Genomic DNA, 18544 nt, shown 5'->3' on the forward strand with positions numbered 1-18544 from the left:
GGGGAGGGGCGGGCGCGTAAGGCAAGATAAAGGCACCGCCTCCATGAGGCGGTTAAGTTGCTGTCTGCACATCGTTTTTCGCGGAGGCTGCTTGCGCGCGCCGGAGGCTGAGGCGCGCAAGCCTTTGATCCTGCTACTAAATATCCGGAGGCTGGCGTGCAGGATGACGAGTTCAGGCCGAAGCTGGGCAAAATCCGCTTGGGCGGCTCGGAAGCCGGCAAGCGCTATGCCAACCAGCTTCGGGCGGCGATCAACAGGGCGGGGGGCAAACACCCCCGTGGCGGACGCTTCGCCGGAAGCCGAACGGGGCGCGGCGGCGCGGCTGCGGCGCTGCTCGGATCACGCGATCGCTATTCCGCCTTCCGGCAACGCCGGCTCATGGTCAAGGCGCGCATCGTCAGGCTGGCCGGCAAGGGTATCGACGGGGCGCGGGCGCATCTGCGCTACATCCAGCGTGATGGCGTCACCCGGGAAGGCGAGCCTGGCGAACTCTACGGCGCCGAGAAGGATCGCGTGGACGGCAGGGAATTTGTCGATCGTGCAAATGGCGACCGCCACCAGTTCCGCTTTATCGTCGCGCCGGAGGACGGCATCCAGTATGACGATCTCAAGCCGCTCACCCGGCGCCTCATGGCGCAGATGGAGGAGGACCTCGGCACGAAGCTCGACTGGGTCGCCGTCGATCATTTCAACACCGGTCATCCGCACACTCACATCATCGTCCGCGGCAAGGACGACAGGGGTGAGAATCTCGTCATCGCGCGCGAGTACATCTCGTCCGGCATTCGCGAGCGGGCGGCCGAGCTGGTCAGCCTCGATCTGGGTCCCCGCACCGACCGCGAGATCGAGCTTCGCCTGCGCCAGGAAATGGAGCAGGAACGCTTCACCAGCATCGACCGGCAGCTGCTGCGCATGCGCGACGATGATGGCTTTGTCGCACCGGCCGGTCGCGACGCGTTTCGCCAGACGCTGCACCAGGGACGCCTTCGCAAGCTTGAGCGCATGGGTCTCGCCGAGGAGACCGGCCCGGGCCGTTGGCGCCTAAACGATGATCTCGAGCCCACGCTGCGTCGCATCGGCGAACGCGGCGACATCATCAAGACCATGCATCGCGAGCTGACCGGCAAGGGGCTCGCCCGCAGCGCCGCCGACTGCGTCATCCACGATCGATCCGGCGATCCAGCCCAACCCGTCGTTGGCCGCGTTGTTGCACGCGGACTCTCCGACCAGATCAACGACCGGCACTATCTCATCGTCGATGGCGTGGATGGCAGAACGCGCTACATCGATATCGGCAGGGGCGATGCGACAGAACCGACGCCCGAGGGCTGCATCGTGCGCGTCACGCCAAGCAGCACCGAACCCAGGCAGGTTGACCGCACCGTCGCCGAGATCGCTGCCGCCAATGACGGACGCTACAACATCGACATCCATCTGAAGCATGACCCGTCCGCCACGGAGCACTTTGCCGAAACCCATGTCCGCCGTCTGGAAGCGATCCGGCGCGCGACCGGCAGCGTGGAGCGCGAGCCGGACGGCTCCTGGGTCATCGCGCCGGATCATCTCAGCCGCGCAGCGGAGTACGAGCGTCAGCGTGCCAGGGTCGAACCGGTCACGGTCGACAAGCTCTCTTCTTTGAAGCTGGAGCAGCAGGTGGGTTTCGACGGCGCCACCCGGATCGATCGCGAGCTGGTTTCCGATAGACCGGAGCCCTTGCAGGATTCGGGCTTCGGACGCGACGTGCGACAGGTGCAGGCTCGTCGGCGGCAGTGGCTGATCGCACAAGGGCTCGCGCGTGAAGACCAGGATCGGACCGTCTACCGCGCCAATATGCTGGCCGTTCTGCGCCAGCGCGAGCTGATCCGTGTCGCCGGTCAGCTCTCGGAAGAACTCGGTCTGTCCTATGCCGAGGCACGACCCGGAGACCGAGTAGAGGGCACGCTTCGCCGCTCCGTCGAGCTCGCCAGCGGAAAATATGCCGTCATCGAGAAATCGCGCGAGTTCACTCTGGTCCCCTGGCGGCCGGTGCTCGAGCGGCACATCGGCAAGCAGGTGGCAGGCGTCATGCGCGGGGAGGGGATTTCCTGGGCGATCGGACGGCAGAGGAGCGGGCCCGGTGTTTCGTGACTCAGGCGATGCCAATCGACGGGCTAAATGAAACCTCATGTTGCGGCACAGCGCACAAAACACACACGCAAACCAGCCCAGAACAACGCCAGATGCATTGTCGGCGTGCATAGCAGAACGCGCGGTAGCGACAATCTCATCGCGCAGGGTCTGCACCCGCTTTTTGCCGACCTGTGCTCGAAGTCTAGGGTTGAGCCGGACGAGAAATCCCGATTGCGGTCTATGCCACCGCGGGTGTCCTCGGTGAGCCTACAATGCCCTTCAGACCGTTTGCATCAGCAGCCATCAGAATAGCCTTGGGCAGGCGCCGCAGTCGTTCATGGCGAAGCACGGCGCATTCGCGGGACCCACGAGCTGCTACCGATTGCTATCGGGCATCGGGAGTTGCTTCAATGGCGAGGACCTCTAAGCCCTCAATTTCTTGCATCACCTTTCCAGCGATGCCTTGCAAATCGCCGTACATCCCGACGGTCGACTCGATCACGCCTTGGATCTGAGCCTCCCGCTTGGCCCACAGGCGTGTTGTGGCCTTGCGTTCCTTGGCCAGGTCCTCCTGCATATCAGAAAACTTTTCGACGATCGCTTCGACGCGATGGCGGAACCGGGGACCGGTCAGATAGCCATAGACCTGCTCCATTTTGGTAGCCTGGCCGTCCTGGGCGAGGCGGGAGTTCGCCAGCTCGATCAGGGATTGCCGGAGCATGATGGCGATCGGAATCGCGCATTTGGTATGGGCGACATAGACCCCGTCCAGAAGATCGAAGGTTTCCACACCGGGAGGCAGCGCCTCCGAGATCATCAGCGCGATATCCGCTTTCGCGGCCCGTTGATCCGCCCTGAGCTTCCCCAGCCAGCCCTGGCTCCAGTTTTTGGTGCGTTTAGATTCCCACAAAATGGCGCCGCATGGCTGGCCGGCCGGTCCCACAACGCGGTGCAGGACATCTCCACCGAACTCACCCTTAGCCACCGGTTCGATGATGTCCATGGGGAACCGGCTGGCAATGAGGGACTCCAGTTCGAGCTCGAGAACCTCGCCCTGCAGCTGCTGGGAACCCTGTTCCGCACGGCGCTTCAACTCCTCGATCTGACGCTGCATGCCGGCGATCTGTTCTTCTTTTTCCGCAACCTTCATTTTGAGGCCATCTTCGGCTTCGGACCTCGCCTTGACGCGAACGGCGTCGAGCCCTTCCTGGATCTTCCTTTCGATGGTCAGCGCCATCTCGCGCTTCTCATCGTCAAGCGCACGCTGCTTTTTCAGGAATTCCGCCTGTTGCTGCTGGGCCTCAGTGAGCTTTTCCTCACGCGCCTTCAACGTCGCCTCCAGCTCGGCGAGCTTCTTGTCCTTGTCCTCCAGATCTACCGACAGCAGCAGTTTTGCCTTGCGGGCCTCCTCGATCGCGATTGCGGCACGCTCAAGCTTAACTTTCTCGGCCACCTGGTTGTCGATGTCCTCTTTGGCGGCGGCAATCTCGGCCTGCTGGCGCTTAAGCTCCTCTTCTCTGGCAGCCATCGATGCGTTGCTCTGCGCTAGCCGCATTTCGTATTCTTCGCGTGTGGCGGCAATCAATGGAGCCGCGAGCGACTCATTGAGCTTGATTTCCGTCTTGCAGTTTGGGCAGCTGATTGTCGGTTCGTTGAAAATTCTGTCGCCCTGCAGCAGGGTATTGATCGGCTGGACGGTCATCTGCGCGCTGCCTCCTTGGGGAATCAATAGAAAGGACAATCCAGACTATATCTCGCCAGCCATGTTCGAAAAAGAACAGAGGGTGAACTTATGGGTTATCCCCGCCGGAAAGCCAAGAGAGGCACCTGTTTCACTTCTTCTGTGGAACTGCGCGCCTCGCGAACGGCGGCAAACTCGGCTTAGATTCGTTGTCGAGCAGGGTTGATTTACCTCGACGAGTATGTCCGGACTCGACGGCCCACCCAATGCCGAAATCCGTCTTTCTCGCCTGGACCGTAGCTGAAAGTCGCTGGCCTATTTCCTCATTGCCACAGCATTTCCGTCAGCCATTTCAGGTTCCCGTTTCCGTTCAAAACTGAGAATCGACCAGCGCTTATCGATCGACATGCGCCCATGCTCTTCGAGAGAACTGGCGACCACGCGATCTGGCAGAGCTATCAGCTCGGCGCGCCAGCACGTGAAGAGCGAGGAAGCGGACGATCGCCCGGAATCCCGCTCAACTGCTGCGGGGCGGGGTGCCGACACGTCGACATAGCCAAATTTGCGACTGGGGTCTGGTCATCGGACCAAGTCAGCCGAGCGGTGAGCTTCTTCGGCCTTTACCCTAGACAATTTCCCGGTGAATCAGGGATAAGGGTACAATTGGGGGGGAGCGCGTGGAAACCGTACATAATCCAGATCGATTTATGGCCGATCTGCGCCAAATACTGTCGCAAGGTCGAAAGCGGATTGGCTTGCTTGTCGGGGCGGGAGCTCCCCTTTCTGTTAGGGTGAATGCCGAGCGCAAGATTGATCCCAATGGAAGTCCACTGATCCCCGGTGTCGATGCGCTGACAGCTCAGGTCGTTGAAGCGCTCGACGGTGCTGATAAAGTAGCGGCGGAAGCGGTCCGCGATGAACTTGGCAAGCAGGCCAACATCGAGTCTATCCTGTCGCGCGTCCGCCTTTTGCAGACTGCGCTCGGCACCACCGTTGTGAACGGCCTCGACGGACAAGGCTACGCTACGCTTGGCTCTCGAATATGCGCTCAGATCGGCGCGATAGTCGGAACGAGCCTGCCTAAGGACCGCTGCGCCTACAATGAGCTGGTTGCCTGGATCGGTGGTGGACATCGGCCCCATGCCGTCGAGATTTTCACGACCAATTACGACCTCCTGTTCGAGGAGGCCTTCGAGGGGGCCAAGGCGCCATATTTCGACGGCTTCACGGGGGGCCACGCGCCCTTCTTCGATCCGGTGACTGTCGCCGGCGACGACCTGCCTGCACGATGGTCGCGTCTGTGGAAGCTGCACGGCTCTCTCGGTTGGAAGATTGATGATGGCGTCGTCGTCCGTTCGGGCGGGCATGACTGCACCGAACTCGTCTACCCCGACCATCTCAAGTACGACCTGACGCAGAAGGACTGAAGCGCTTCTTGCTTATGCCGGATACGCTGCTGCTGACCGCTGGCTTCTCCTTCCGCGACGCGCACATCTGCGCCGTGCTCGATGAAACGCTGGCGATGAATGCTAATGCCGCGGTGTTCGCTTTCCAGTTTCAGACGATTGCCGAAGAGCAGCCGGCGCGCGGGCTTGCACTCGATCGCCCGAACCTGTCGGTGTATGCCTCCGATGGGGCGGTGATCAGTGGCGTTGAGGGACGGTGGCGCCCGGGGGATCCGCCGAAGAACTGGGACGAGATCCGCGCTAGCTTCTGGGGCAAACGCGGCGGTGGGGGCGAGAATGTGTTCCTGCTCGGCGACTTCACCAGCTTCTGCCGCTTCTGTGCGCTGTCGCATTCCATCGACATGGTCCGACCTGCGCCGCCAACCGAGCCGGGACAGGACACTGCACCGCAGGAGCCGGCACCGGTGCCCCTGACATGAGTGCCGCCGATCCAACCTACCTCGGCCGCGTGAGCTTGGTCTCGGGAGCATCGATCACGGTCAAGCTAGCCGAGTCGCTCGCCTCGGGTATCGCGATCATCGGCGGGCACACCTACCGCGTGGGGCAGGTCGGCAGTTTCGTCAGAATCCCGCTCGGTTATCAGGACCTATTCGGCGTTGTCTGCGAGATCGGTGCCGCGGCCGCGCCCTTAGCGTCATCGGCGGCCGAGGCGGAGACGGGGCGATGGATGCGAGTGGAGCTTGCCGGCGAAGCCATTGGCGAACGGTTCGAGCGTGGCCTCAGTCAGCATCCCAACATTGATGATGCGGTCCACATCGTCACCGAGGCAGACCTGCGTCGCATTTATGGCGGCGTAGACGAGAATCAGGTGGCGATAGGCACCTTGTCGAGCGCCGAAAACATTGCGGTGCGGCTCTCTCTCGACAATCTTTTGACACGCCATTCGGCTGTTCTAGGGTCGACCGGCTCCGGCAAATCTACGACAGTCGCTAGCCTGCTGCGCTCTATAGTCATGCCAAGCGGACTTGAGGCTGCGCCAGGCGCTCGAATCCTGCTGCTCGATGTACATGGCGAGTACGCCGCCGCCCTTAGTGATGTCGCGACCGTATTCAGCGCCACTCCTCAGCCGGGCGAGCGACCACTCCATGTGCCTTACTGGGCGCTAGAGGCCGGCGAGTTGCTCGAGCTCGTCGCCGGTCAGCTCAGCGACAATCATCTCATCGCGTTCACCGACAAGATCCAGGAGCTGAAAGAGCGACGCCTGGCAGCGGATCCCTTGCCCGGTCTCGACCCGCAATCGCTAACGGTCGACAGCCCGGTTCCGTTCTCCCTCAAGAAGCTGTGGTACGACCTCATCGACTTCGAGTCGAAGACATTCGTTGGTCAGCAGAGGGATCAGCCCGCGCTCGAAGATGTGGGCGACGCCGAAACCCTCGTGGCGCCTCGTTACACACCGCACGCGATGGGTGCAGCAGGCCCATTCCTCAACCAGGCAGCCAAGGGCGTTCGGCGGCAGCTGAACCTTTTGCGATCGCGGTTGCTCGATCGCCGATTTGACTTCATCCTCCATCCCGGCCCCTGGGAGCCAAACGTCGACGGCGGCACCGAAGAGGATCTTGACACCCTGCTTGAGGGGTGGCTCGGGCACGACAAACCGCTGACGATTCTCGATCTGTCGGGCGTTCCGAGTACTGTGCTCGTCCGCCTAATCGGCTCGATCCTCCGCATTGTCTATGAGGCGCTCTTCTGGAGCCGGGAGAAGACGGAGGGTGGCGTTCTGCGCCCTCTCCTGATCGTAATGGAAGAGGCCCATCGCTACGTATCCCCGGAAAGCGGGAATGTCGCTGCCGACATCGTCAAGCGCATAGTCAAGGAAGGCCGCAAATACGGTGTCGGTGCGATGCTCGTGTCCCAAAGACCCGCCGAAATCGATGAGACCATCCTGTCGCAGTGCGGTACCCTGATTGCGCTGCGTCTTGCCAACCCGACCGACCGGGGCAGGGTCAAGGGCGCGCTGCCAGACAATCTTTCAGGTCTGATGGACTTGCTCCCAGTGCTTAGGACTGGAGAAGCAATCATTGCGGGCGAAGCGGCGCGCCTTCCGGTGCGGTGCCGCGTATTCCTGCCGGCACAACACCATCTTCCGCAAAGCAGTGACCCGGAAGTCAGCCGCAGTTGGGGGATTAAACGAGTGGCTGAAGGTTACGACCGCGTTGTCGCGTCTTGGCGCGCTCAACGCACCACCGCCGTCGTGCGTCAGCTCGACATCGAAAGAATCGCCGTCCAAGACGGCCCTGAACCGGAGCCCAATCCATGATCCGCGAGCCGGTTGCATCGTCGAACATCGTATCCATCGGCTACGATGCTGATACTGAAACGCTCGAGGTCGAGTTCAGCGGCGGCACGGTCTATCAGTACTATAATGTGGGTGCAGCGCTGAATGAACAATTGATGCACGCGCCGTCCAAAGGGCAGTTCCTCAATATCTACATTCGTAACGACTATCCGTTCTCGAGGGTTGGCTGAGGATCGTTATGGAGTGAATGCCTCCGCGAGATTATCTCCTCGATGCAGACATTGACCAAAGAGCGACCTCCACCACCTTTCCGCTGAACGGCCCACTCTGTGCCAGAGCCGTCATGCAATGGGAAACGCGATCTCCCGAAAATTGCCATTCCACTTATGGTAGCGTGGAGGATTTTCACCGGTCGGGACGGCCCGTGATTGCTCAATTGTTCAGAGTGGTTACTAGTGCCCCGTGGTTCCGGATCGTCCGTATTAATATCGTTAAAGGCCTTTGATGACCCCGCATGATTTTATGGCTAAGTGGCGCCACGTCGAGCTGAAGGAACGCTCGGCCTCACAGAGCCATTTCAACGACTTTTGTAGGCTGCTCGGCGTTCTCGATCCGGTTTCAGCCGATCCCATCGGCGAGTGGTTCACCTTCGAAAAGGGTGCGAGTAAGACGAGCGGCGGCGAAGGCTGGGCCGACGTATGGCGCAGGGGGTGCTTCGCTTGGGAGTACAAGGGTCGGCACGCCAACCTCGACAGGGCCTATAACCAGCTTTTGCAATACACTGTCGCACTGGAGAACCCGCCACTGCTCATCGTGTCCGATATGGACCGGATCGTAATCCGAACCAACTGGACCAACACCGTGCAGGAGAAGCACGAGTTCGCGCTGGAAGAGTTGGTCGACGGCGCGGTTCGCGATCGGCTTAAAACGGCATTCGTCGATCCTGAGACTTTCAAGCCGAAGAAGTCTCGACAGGAGCTGACCGAGGAAACCGCCGGGGAATTCGCCGGGCTGGCCCAGCGCCTGCGCGACCGGGGGCACGAAGCACATGAGGTGGCGCATTTCGTCATCCGGCTGGTGTTCTGTATGTTCGCGGAGGACGTAGGGCTGTTGCCAGACAACCTGTTTACGAAGATGCTGGAGGTTAGCCGGCGAAATCCAGCGGAGTACGTCGAGAATGCCCGAACGCTGTTCGGCGCGATGGCGCACAAGGGGGGAAGGTCGGCTTTACAGCGATCGAGTGGTTCAACGGCGGCTTGTTCGAGGATGATCATGTCCTGCCGGTGAACGCCGGGGATATCGCCGAATTGGTGAAGGCGGCGGGGCGCGACTGGTCGCAGATCGATCCCTCGATCCTGGGCACACTATTCGAGCGCGGACTGGACCCCGCCAAGCGGGGCCAGCTTGGCGCGCATTACACCGACCGCGAAAAGATCATGATGATTGTGCGTCCGACGATCATCGAGCCGCTCGAGGCCGAGTGGGCCCAGGCGTTGGCAAGAATGACGGCTCTGGTCGAAAACGCACCGCGCCAGACGAAGGAAAAGCTGCTACGCGGCGCAGAGCTGGCGAAGCGCACGAAGGCGATGGCCGAGGCAGCGGCGATCCATTCCGAGTTCATCGAGCGGCTGGCGAACTTTCGTGTGCTCGACCCAGCCTGCGGCTCGGGCAACTTCCTCTATGTGGCGCTGCGGGCGCTCAAGGATATCGAGCACCGCGCCAACCTCGACGCGGAGGCACTCGGGCTTCCTCGCGGCTTCCCGCGTGTGGGGCCGGAGTGCGTGCTGGGCATCGAGCTCAATCCCTACGCGGCGGAGCTGGCACGCGTTTCCGTTTGGATCGGCGAAATCCAATGGATGCGACGCAACGGCTTTGACGCCACGAAAAACCCCATACTGCGGCCGTTAGAAACGATCGAGTGCCGAGATGCGATCATTCGTTTTGACCGGGAAAAACAAGAGTGGGAGGAGTCTGCTTGGCCCGCAGCCGATGTGATCGTCGGCAATCCACCGTTTCTCGGTGGTAAGAGTATGAAGCGGACGCTCGGTGACGATGTCACCGACGCGATACGCCGAGTGTATGCAGGCCGAATAGCGCCCTTCTCAGACTTGGTTTGCTACTGGTTCGAAAAGTCGAGGGCGATGATAGCTTCGGAGAAGGTCCGCCGATGTGGCTTTGTCGCCACCAAAGCGATTGCTAAGAACGCAAACCTTCCAGTCCTGATACGTTTGAGCGGTGACACTCAGATTTTTAACGCATGGCAGAATGAGCCGTGGGTCGTGGACGGTGCGGCGGTCCGGGTAGCTCTGGTGTGTTTCGCGGACAAGCGTCGGGCGGTCGAACGCGTATGTCTAAATGGCAGCCAGGCGGGGCACATCAATCCAAATCTCACTTCAGGTATAGATACCAGCAACGTGCAGCGGCTTAAGGAAAACGCGGGTACGGTCTTTATCGGTGTTCAACAGAGTGGGCCATTGTCAGTACCGCGGGAGCAGGCGGTCAAATGGCTGCAAGCGCCAACGAACCCGAATCGAAGGCGAAATTCCGACGTTCTGTCAGCCTATTTTTCCACAGATGACGTGGTCGGCCGTCCAACGGAAGAGTTTCTGATCGACTTTCCGCCTGGGATCAGTGAAGCGTCCGCGAGCGAGTTTGAAGGTCCTTTCGAATATCTGCATCAGGCCAAATATGACCCTCACAGGAATGGCAAGTTGGTTAGCTTCGTGGAATACCGGACTTCGACCGCTGGTCAAAATCCGGCCTGGTGGGAGGCGCACAGATCACGACCCGCGATGAGAGCCGCTCTGAAATCTGTTGACTCCTATCTTGCTACTGCAGAAACAACTGAGCATCGCGTGTTTCGGTTTTTCCCTGCGAACACCGTTCCGGACAAAAGCGTTTATGTGTTTCCTCGGGCTGGTATGGTTGGGTTTGGTATCCTGCAAAGCTACTTTCACGAGACCTGGTGCACGTATTTTGGAAATCGCATTGGTGCTGGGAATCAGCGCCGCTATAACGCATCCTTCGTCTATCTGACCTTTCCCTTCCCTGAAGGCCTAACGCCCGACATCTCCGCCGCCGACTGTGCTGCCGATCCGCGCGCGCGGGCCGTCGCGTTTGCGGCGGCACGGCTCAACGAGCTGCGCGAGAATTGGCTCAATCCCCCCGACCAAGTGGTGCGCGAAGTTGAGGTGGTATCCGGCTATCCCGACCGCATCCTGCCGAAGGACGAGGTAGCGGCGAAGGAGCTGAAGGGACGTACCCTGACCAACCTCTACAACGCGCGGCCCCAGTGGCTGGCGAACGCCCACGCCGCGCTCGATAACGCAGTGGCGGAAGCCTATGGCTGGGGCGACGACTGGCGCGCCGGGCTACTAACCGACGACGAAGTCATCCTCCGCCTTTTTCGCCTCAATCAACGACGCGCTTCCATACCATCGACTGAACAGGTGGCCGCTTTCTGATCAGTCAGCCCGAAACCACACGTGCCGCTTTCGACGTTAGAAGCTTTGCATCGAGGCGTTCGCTTAATGGGCGAAGCTGACTTCAGCGTTGTCGGGGATCGCAAATAGCTATCCGAAGTCGACACCGTTGCGTATTCGCGTTCAGGCTTTGTGTTCGACAAGCCGCATAAGATTCCAGTGTGTAACCACCGGGCGGATCATCGCGCTCAATCGTATGTAGGGTGCATTTCAGTTTCCGCTGGGTGCAGCGACGCTTGACCCGCCTCTCCAAAAGTGCGGAGCAAGCTAGTGAACCCCACAAAGCTCCTTATCGGCCAGATCGCCGTTGTGTTTGCCATCGTTCTCCTCGGAGTGTGGGCTTCCACGCAATGGTGCGCTCATATGCTGGCTTATCAGGAGCGACTAGGCGTGCCGTGGTTTTTGGCGGCGGGCTGGCCCATCTACACGCCTTGGAAGCTGTTCGTTTGGTGGTTTCAGTTCGAGGCTTACGCACCGGAGGTTTTCGACAAGGCCGGCACGCTGGCGGCGGCCAGCGGCTTGATGGGCTGCGCCGCCGCGGTTGCTGGCTCGCTGTGGCGCGCGCGGCAGCGCGGGCTAGTCACGACCTACGGCTCGTCACGATGGGCCACGAAGCGCGAGATCGAAAGGGCGGGATTGTTTAGGCCGGCAGGCGTTTTCCTTGGCGAGATGGAGGATCGCTATCTGCGCCATGACGGGCCGGAGCACGTCATGGCCTTCGCGCCGACGCGTTCAGGCAAGGGCGTCGGATTGGTCGTTCCGACGCTCCTTTCCTGGACCGGCTCGGCCGTCATCCACGACATCAAGGGCGAGAACTGGCAACTGACAGCGGGTTGGCGGTCGAGGTTCTCGCATTGCCTTCTGTTCAATCCGACCGATCCTCGATCGGCTCGCTACAATCCGCTGCTGGAAGTGCGCAAAGGCCCACACGAGGTTCGCGACGTCCAGAACATCGCCGACATACTGGTCGATCCCGAAGGCGCGCTCGAGCGGCGCAATCACTGGGAGAAGACCAGTCACGCACTGCTTGTCGGCGCTATCCTGCATGTGCTCTATGCCGAGGAGGAAAAGACGCTCGCCCGCGTCGCCACCTTTCTGTCGCACCCACAGCGGTCGTTTGCGGCGACGCTGCAGCGAATGATGACGACCAACCACCTCGGCACCTCGGAAAAGCCGCAGGTCCATCCAGTCGTCGCCTCGGCAGCACGCGAGGTGCTGAACAAATCGGAAAACGAGCGTTCGGGCGTGTTGTCCACGGCAATGAGCTTCCTCGGGCTTTATCGTGATCCTACCGTTGCGACGACGACATCGGCATGCGACTGGCGCATTGCCGACCTTATGGATTCGGATCGTCCACTGTCGCTCTATCTGGTCGTGCCGCCATCCGACATCTCCCGCACAAAGCCCCTGGTCCGGCTCATCCTCAATCAGATCGGCCGGCGGCTCACGGAGCGGCTGGAGGGCGATCCCAAAAAGAGCCGAAAGCATCAGCTGCTTATGATGCTGGACGAGTTCCCAGCGCTGGGGCGGCTGGACTTCTTCGAGACGGCGCTCGCCTTCATGGCGGGCTACGGCATCCGCGCCTATCTGATCGCGCAATCCTTGAACCAGATCTCCAAGGCCTATGGCGAGAACAACGCCATCCTCGACAATTGCCATGTGAGGATCGCCTTTTCTTCCAATGACGAGCGCACGGCCAAACGGATCTCGGATGCGCTCGGCATGGCGACGGAATTGCGCGCCATGCGCAACTATGCCGGCCATCGGCTGGCGCCATGGCTTTCGCATGTGATGGTCAGTCGCCAGGAGACCGCGCGCCCATTGCTGACGCCGGGCGAGGTGATGCAATTGCCGCCGGCCGACGAACTGGTGCTGGTTTCCGGTCTTGCGCCAATCCGGGCAAAGAAGCTGCGCTATTACGAGGATCCTAACTTCACTGAACGCGTGTTGCCCGCGCTAGTCCTCGCAGACGGCATATACGCGGACCGACCGGCGTCACGGGCCGATGACTGGAGCGGACAGGTGCGCGGCGTGGACCGTCGGCTTCTCGCTGGCGATGAGCGGTCCGACGCGATCTCTGAAGACGAAGGCGGCGTACAACAACAGCGCCATCCCGGCCTGCCGGAGGAAGGTGCCGCCGCGAAACTAGAGCTTGAGCAGGATGACCTTTTCGGGCTGGCCGATGACGAAGGCGATGCGGCGGCCGAGAAGAAGGTTATCGACCGGATTTCCAATGTCGCGCGGGCGTACGGCATCAATGAAGGCAGGGGCGAGGACAAGGACATCCTGCCCGGCTTCTGACCCGTCCAGAGCCGAGCGCATCTCAGCGTAGATAAGGGTCCTAAGGGATTTCGGGTGTCTGAACGATGCTTGTTCGGAGCCGGCGCTTGAGCGCCGGCCAACCGGAACGAGCCGCATGAAACCCGCACGCATCCGCCATCAGTTTCTGCTGGATTCAGAGCTGAGCGCAAGGCTCGCCCAGCTCAGCCGCAGTCCTTCGACCACCAAATCGGAGATCGTGGCGAAGGCGGTTCAGGCCTTCATCGACCAGCGCGGGGAGAACGAGCTCGACCGGCGCTACCGCAAGCGTCTCGATCGTCTGTCGCGAGACCTCGACCACGTCCGACGCGATGCCGAAATGATCCTGGAAAGCCTGGCGCTCTTCATCCGTTTTTCCATCACGCTTCACGCCCACACGCCGGTGCCCGATAAGGCAACACAGGCGGTGGCGCAGGAGCGCTTCCAAAAATTCGTCGAGCAGGTCGGACGCCAGATCGCTTCCGGCAAGCGCGCTCTGCGCGACGAAAACAGCGGGGGAGGGGGCGAATGACGTCTCATCCCGAGGCCGATCACCGCCGCCGCGCCATGCTGCGCACCGCCATGGGCCAGGCAATCGCCGACGCTTTGGCCGACCCATCCGTCATCGAGGTGATGGTCAATCCCGACGGCGTGCTGCGGCTCGACCGGCTCGGCGAGGGCCGTCTCGACACCGGCGTGCGCATGCACCCGTCCGAGGCCGAACGCATTGTCCGCCTGGTCGCGTCCCATGTTCGCGCGGAAGCCCATGCCGAGAATCCGATTGTCAGCGCCGAGCTGCCGTCGGGCGAGCGCTTCGAGGGCCTGCTGCCGCCGGTGGCACTGGCGCCGTGCTTTGCCATCCGTAAGCCCGCGGCACGTGTCTACACGCTCGCCGACTACGTTGCCGACGGCATCATGATGCCGGTCCAGGCCGAAGCGCTGAAGAAGGCCGTGCGCGATCGTCGCAACATCCTGGTCGCCGGCGGGACATCTTCGGGAAAGACGACGCTCGCCAACGCGCTGCTGGCGCAAGTCGCCGAGTGCGACGAGCGGATGATCCTGATCGAAGACACTCGCGAACTGCAATGCGCGGCCAAGGATTGCGTTGCGCTCCGTACCCGACGCGGCTCAGTCACGCTCGCCGATCTCGTCCGCTCGACACTGCGGCTCAGACCAGACCGCATCATTGTCGGAGAGGTGAGGGGGCGGAAGCCCTAGACATGCTGAAGGCCTGGAACACCGGCCATCCCGGCGGCATCGCCACGGTTCACGCCAATTCGGCCCGCTCGGCTCTCTACCGAGTCGAACAGCTTGCCCAGGAAGCCGTTGTCACCGTCCCCCGCCGCCTCATCGCCGAAGCCATCGACCTGATCGTCTTCATCGCCGGGCGCGGCTCGTCGCGCCGCATCGATGCAATCGCCGAAGTGACTGGTCTCGACAGCAATGGCGACTACGCGGTCAGCCAGCTCACGCCCTCGCAACTCCAGCAGCTTTGAAAGGCCTCTTCATGCGCAAGAAGTTTCGTTTTCTGTCGTCAATCGCCGTCGCGTTCCTTCTTACGGCGCCGGCTTATGCGGCCGGCTCCGGCATGCCGTGGGAGGAACCGCTGCAGCGATCCTGGAGTCGGTTCAAGGGCCTGTCGCCAAGATCGTCGCGGTGATCATCATTATCGTCACCGGCCTGACGCTCGCCTTCGGCGACACGGCCGGCGGGTTCCGCCGGCTTATCCAGATCGTCTTCGGTCTCTCCATTGCCTTCGCAGCAAGCTCCTTCTTCCTCTCCTTCTTCTCCTTCGGTGGCGGGGCGCTCATCTGATGGCGGCCGGTGAGCAGCATATCGAAGGCTTCGAGGTTCCGGTTCACCGGGCCCTCACCGAGCCGATCCTGCTCGGCGGCGCGCCGCGGGCTGTGGCGATTCTCAACGGCACGGTGGCCGCGGCGATCGGGCTTGGGATGCAGCAGTGGATCGCTGGACTGGTTCTCTGGATAGCCGGCCACACGCTGGCGGTCTTCGCCGCCCGCCGCGATCCGGATTTCGCGAGCGTGCTCGTCCGCCACCTTCGCCTGAAAGGTTGGCTCGCATGCTGAACCTTTCGGAATACCGCAGCAGAGCCTATCGCTTTGCCGACCATCTTCCATGGGCGGCATTGGTCGCGTCCGGCATCGTCCTCAACAAGGACGGCAGCTTTCAGCGGACGTTGCGGTTCCGCGGGCCCGATCTCGAAAGCGCCACGGAAGCCGTATTGGTCGGCATCTGTGCGCGGGCCAACAATGCTCTGAGACGGCTCGGCTCCGGCTGGGCGTTGTTCTTCGAGGCTGAGCGCGTCGAGGCGCTCGATTATCCTAAATCGACCTTTCCCGATGCCGCGTCATGGCTGGTCGACGAGGAGCGCCGCGCGGCGTTCGAGGGCAAAGTCGCGCATTTTGAAAGCCGTTACCACCTCACCTTGCTGTTCATGCCGCCACCCGATGGCCAGGCGCTAGCGGAAAGCGCACTCGTCGACTCCGATCGTGAGAATGGGAAACGCGACTGGCGTCAGGAACTGACTCGATTCCGCGACGAGACCGACCGTGTGCTCGACCTGCTCTCCGGCTTCATGCCCGAGGTGCGCGCGCTCGACGATGCCGAGACGCTCACATTCCTGCACGGCACTATCTCGACCAAGCGTCATCCGGTCGCAGTACCGGAAACGCTGATGTACCTCGATGGCGTCCTGGTCGACACGCCTCTTACCGGAGGACTGGAGCCGATGCTGGGCGAACAGCATCTGCGCACGCTCACCATTCTTGGTTTCCCGACTGTGACCCGGCCCGGCATCCTCGATGCGCTCAATCACCAGGACTTCGCCTATCGCTGGGTGACACGCTTCATTCCGCTCGACAAGACGGAAGCCACAAAGACGCTGACGAAGCTGCGCCGGCAATGGTTCGCCAAGCGCAAATCGATTGTCGCCATCCTGCGCGAGGTGGTCACCAACGAGCCGGTGCCGCTTGTCGACAGCGACGCCGAAAACAAAGCGCTCGATGCCGATGCCGCGCTGCAGGCGCTGGGCGGCGATCATGTCGGGTTCGGCTATCTCACCGCCACGTTCACGGTCTGGGACGAGGATCGCCAGGCTGCCGAGCAGAAACTTCGCGCGGTGGAGCGCATCGTCAACGGGCTCGGCTTCACCACGATCCGCGAGAGCGTCAATGCGGTCGAGGCCTGGCTCGGTTCGCTGCCCGGTCACGTCTATGCCAATGTCCGTCAGCCACTCGTTCATACGCTGAACCTTGCCCATCTCATGCCGCTGTCATCGGTGTGGGCTGGTCCGGCGCGCAACGATCACCTGAGCAAGGTCATCGGGACAGAAGCTCCACCGCTTCTTTTTGCCGAGACCAGCGGCTCGACACCGTTCCGGCTTTCCACCCATGTCGGCGACGTCGGCCATATGCTGATCGTCGGGCCGACCGGCGCCGGCAAATCGGTGCTGCTTTCCCTCATCGCTCTGCAGTTCCGCCGCTATCCCGGCGCGCAGGTCTATCTCTTCGATAAGGGCAATTCTGCGCGGGCCGCAACGCTCGCCATGGGCGGCCAGCATCATGCGCTTGGCGCTGACGGTTCATTCGCCTTCCAGCCCCTGCGCAACATCGACGACCAGGGTGTCCGCAGCTGGGCGGCCGAATGGATCGCGGGACTGCTCGCCCATGAGAACGTTGCCGTCGCACCGGAGGTGAAGGAGGCGGTCTGGTCGGCGCTCACCAGCCTCGCCACCGCACCGGCGGAAGAACGGACGCTAACGGGCCTGTCGGTTTTGCTGCCGTCCAATGCGCTGAAGACAGCACTCATGCCTTACACGCTCGACGGCCCCTTCGGCCGGTTGCTCGACGCCGATAACGACCGGCTGGCGCTGTCGGACGTACAGTGCTTCGAGACCGAGGAGCTGATGCACAGCCAAGCCGTCGTGCTCCCGGTGCTCACCTACCTGTTCCATCGGCTCGAGGAGCGGTTCGACGGCCGGCCGACTTTGCTCATGCTCGACGAGGCTTGGGTCTACCTCGACAACCCGCTCTTTGCCGCCCGGATCCGCGAATGGCTGAAGGTGCTGCGCAAGAAGAACGTGTCGGTGATCTTCGCCACGCAGTCGCTCGCCGACATCGCCGGTTCTTCCATTGCGCCGGCAATCATCGAGAGCTGTCCGCAGCGCATCTTCCTGCCGAATGACCGGGCGGTCGAGCCGCAGGCGCGGGAAGCCTATGACCGCTTCGGACTGAACGAGCGGCAGATCGAGCTGATCGCCCGCGCCACGCCAAAGCGCCACTATTATCTGCAGTCGCGACGCGGAAACCGGCTGTTCGAGTTGGGACTGGGTCCCGTCGCGCTCGCCCTTTGCGGCGCATCCGATCCGGCCGCGCAGACCCTCATCGACACGATCGTTTCCGAGCACGGCCGGAGCGAGTTCGCCTCCCGATTCCTGAGCGCTCGCGGCCTCGACTGGGCTGCCGAGCTTCTCGGGCAATACCCCCAACCAGAATAGGAGCATACAGAATCATGCGGCGCCACCTTGTTACGGGTCTTGTCACCGTGTCCCTCATCCTCAAGCCGATCGCCGGATTTGCCCCACCGGCTTTCGCCGTCACCGTCTTCGATCCCAAGAACTATGCGGAAAACATGCTGACGGCGGCACGCTCGATGGAGCAGATCAATAATCAGATACGGTCGCTGCAGAATGAGGCGACCATGTTGCAGAACATGGCGCGCAACCTTCAGCGCCTGGATTTCTCCTCGGTCGCGCAACTGACCGGCGCGCTCAACCGCATCGATGGACTTATGATCCAGGCCGACGGGCTGAGTTTTGATCTGGGCCAGCTCGAAAGTGAGTGGCGAGAAAAGTATCCGGAAAGCTACGACGGCACGATCAAGGTGAACGATCTGGCCTCAGCCGCACGCGAGCGCTGGCAAAGCGCCATGAAAGCTTTCCGCCAGACCATGCGGGTGCAGTCGCAGATCGTCGAGAACGTCCGGGCCGACGGTGATCTGCTTGCTGAGCTCGTCAACCGCAGCCAGGGGGCCGCCGGCGCACTGGAGGCCCAGCAGGCTACCAACCAGCTGATGGCGCTCTCGGCCAAGCAGCAGATGCAGATCCAGACGCTGCTGGCGACACAGTACCGGGCCGAAGCCGAGGACGCCGCCCGCAAGGCGCAGGCGGAGGAAGCGGCGCGCGAAACGACGCGGCGCTTCCTCGGCTCTGGCAAGGCCTATTCCGGCGACTGAGCCGGCATCCCTTGAAGCG

At 61.9% G+C, this 18544-nt stretch carries 13 protein-coding genes and 2 pseudogenes; 14 read left to right on the top strand and 1 reads right to left on the bottom strand.

All coding sequences use genetic code 11. The features are described 5' to 3' along the window. Positions 1-156: 156 nt before the first annotated feature. Positions 157-2127, top strand: a complete 1971-nt coding sequence (gene rlxS / locus ACG873_RS03170; RefSeq protein WP_394890395.1) for a relaxase/mobilization nuclease RlxS — start codon at positions 157-159, stop codon at positions 2125-2127. Positions 2128-2494: 367 nt separating this feature from the next. On the opposite strand, the gene ACG873_RS03175 is transcribed toward rlxS, so the two are convergent. Then, entirely contained in the window at positions 2495-3811 is a 1317-nt protein-coding gene (locus ACG873_RS03175) for a DUF2130 domain-containing protein (protein ID WP_394890397.1), read from the bottom strand. A 686-nt stretch (positions 3812-4497) separates the two neighbouring features. On the opposite strand from ACG873_RS03175, the gene ACG873_RS03180 reads away from it, so the two are divergent. The 13 genes and pseudogenes from ACG873_RS03180 to trbJ all read left to right on the top strand — a co-directional run bounded on the left by ACG873_RS03180 (position 4498) and on the right by trbJ (position 18525). Further along, the gene (locus tag ACG873_RS03180) at positions 4498-5217 is read left to right on the top strand and encodes an SIR2 family protein (protein WP_394890398.1); all 720 of its coding nucleotides are present in this window, start codon (positions 4498-4500) and stop codon (positions 5215-5217) included. Positions 5218-5231: 14 nt separating this feature from the next. Beyond that, positions 5232-5675 carry a hypothetical protein gene (locus ACG873_RS03185; RefSeq protein ID WP_394890399.1) on the top strand — a complete coding sequence of 148 codons (444 nt, stop codon included), beginning with the start codon at positions 5232-5234 and terminating at the stop codon, positions 5673-5675. Beyond that, entirely contained in the window at positions 5672-7513 is a 1842-nt protein-coding gene (locus tag ACG873_RS03190) for an ATP-binding protein (RefSeq protein WP_394890400.1), read from the top strand. Before ACG873_RS03185 ends, ACG873_RS03190 begins: the two co-directional genes overlap by 4 nt. Beyond that, positions 7510-7722 carry a KTSC domain-containing protein gene (locus tag ACG873_RS03195; protein ID WP_394890401.1) on the top strand — a complete coding sequence of 71 codons (213 nt, stop codon included), beginning with the start codon at positions 7510-7512 and terminating at the stop codon, positions 7720-7722. Before ACG873_RS03190 ends, ACG873_RS03195 begins: the two co-directional genes overlap by 4 nt. Positions 7723-7996: 274 nt before the next feature. Beyond that, complete coding sequence (locus ACG873_RS03200) at positions 7997-8779, top strand: type IIL restriction-modification enzyme MmeI (RefSeq protein ID WP_394890402.1); 783 nt, start codon at positions 7997-7999, stop codon at positions 8777-8779. Next, on the top strand, positions 8749-10956 hold the full coding sequence (locus ACG873_RS03205) for a class I SAM-dependent DNA methyltransferase (protein ID WP_394890403.1): 2208 nt from the start codon (positions 8749-8751) through the stop codon (positions 10954-10956). The genes ACG873_RS03200 and ACG873_RS03205 overlap by 31 nt, the downstream gene beginning before the upstream one ends. A gap of 288 nt (positions 10957-11244) precedes the next feature. Beyond that, positions 11245-13275 carry a conjugal transfer protein TraG gene (locus ACG873_RS03210; protein WP_394890404.1) on the top strand — a complete coding sequence of 677 codons (2031 nt, stop codon included), beginning with the start codon at positions 11245-11247 and terminating at the stop codon, positions 13273-13275. Positions 13276-13390: 115 nt separating this feature from the next. After that, complete coding sequence (locus ACG873_RS03215) at positions 13391-13804, top strand: CopG family transcriptional regulator (RefSeq protein ID WP_394890406.1); 414 nt, start codon at positions 13391-13393, stop codon at positions 13802-13804. Further along, a pseudogene (trbB, locus tag ACG873_RS03220) lies at positions 13801-14768 on the top strand (P-type conjugative transfer ATPase TrbB). The gene ACG873_RS03215 and the pseudogene trbB overlap by 4 nt, the downstream one beginning before the upstream one ends. Positions 14769-14779: 11 nt before the next feature. Further along, a pseudogene (locus tag ACG873_RS03225) lies at positions 14780-15087 on the top strand (TrbC/VirB2 family protein). Next, positions 15087-15359, top strand: coding sequence for a VirB3 family type IV secretion system protein (locus tag ACG873_RS03230; protein ID WP_394890407.1), 273 nt, complete (start codon positions 15087-15089; stop codon positions 15357-15359). The pseudogene ACG873_RS03225 and the gene ACG873_RS03230 overlap by 1 nt, the downstream one beginning before the upstream one ends. Then, complete coding sequence (gene trbE / locus ACG873_RS03235) at positions 15353-17788, top strand: conjugal transfer protein TrbE (RefSeq protein WP_394890409.1); 2436 nt, start codon at positions 15353-15355, stop codon at positions 17786-17788. Before ACG873_RS03230 ends, trbE begins: the two co-directional genes overlap by 7 nt. Before the next feature lie 14 nt (positions 17789-17802). Next, positions 17803-18525: a P-type conjugative transfer protein TrbJ gene (gene trbJ / locus ACG873_RS03240; protein WP_394890410.1), complete on the top strand. Its 723-nt coding sequence runs from the start codon at positions 17803-17805 to the stop codon at positions 18523-18525. Positions 18526-18544 lie beyond the last annotated feature (19 nt).

This window comes from Allomesorhizobium aridi (genome assembly GCF_043769475.1).
Lineage (GTDB): Bacteria > Pseudomonadota > Alphaproteobacteria > Rhizobiales > Rhizobiaceae > Allomesorhizobium.

Coding starts and splice junctions, on each gene's coding strand:
- ACG873_RS03175 (WP_394890397.1), bottom strand. CDS start 3,811: ATGACCGTCCAGCCGATCAATACCCTGCTGCAGGGCGACAGAATTTTC.
- ACG873_RS03180 (WP_394890398.1), top strand. CDS start 4,498: ATGGCCGATCTGCGCCAAATACTGTCGCAAGGTCGAAAGCGGATTGGC.
- ACG873_RS03185 (WP_394890399.1), top strand. CDS start 5,232: ATGCCGGATACGCTGCTGCTGACCGCTGGCTTCTCCTTCCGCGACGCG.
- ACG873_RS03190 (WP_394890400.1), top strand. CDS start 5,672: ATGAGTGCCGCCGATCCAACCTACCTCGGCCGCGTGAGCTTGGTCTCG.
- ACG873_RS03195 (WP_394890401.1), top strand. CDS start 7,510: ATGATCCGCGAGCCGGTTGCATCGTCGAACATCGTATCCATCGGCTAC.
- ACG873_RS03200 (WP_394890402.1), top strand. CDS start 7,997: ATGACCCCGCATGATTTTATGGCTAAGTGGCGCCACGTCGAGCTGAAG.
- ACG873_RS03215 (WP_394890406.1), top strand. CDS start 13,391: ATGAAACCCGCACGCATCCGCCATCAGTTTCTGCTGGATTCAGAGCTG.
- ACG873_RS03230 (WP_394890407.1), top strand. CDS start 15,087: ATGGCGGCCGGTGAGCAGCATATCGAAGGCTTCGAGGTTCCGGTTCAC.
- trbE (WP_394890409.1), top strand. CDS start 15,353: ATGCTGAACCTTTCGGAATACCGCAGCAGAGCCTATCGCTTTGCCGAC.
- trbJ (WP_394890410.1), top strand. CDS start 17,803: ATGCGGCGCCACCTTGTTACGGGTCTTGTCACCGTGTCCCTCATCCTC.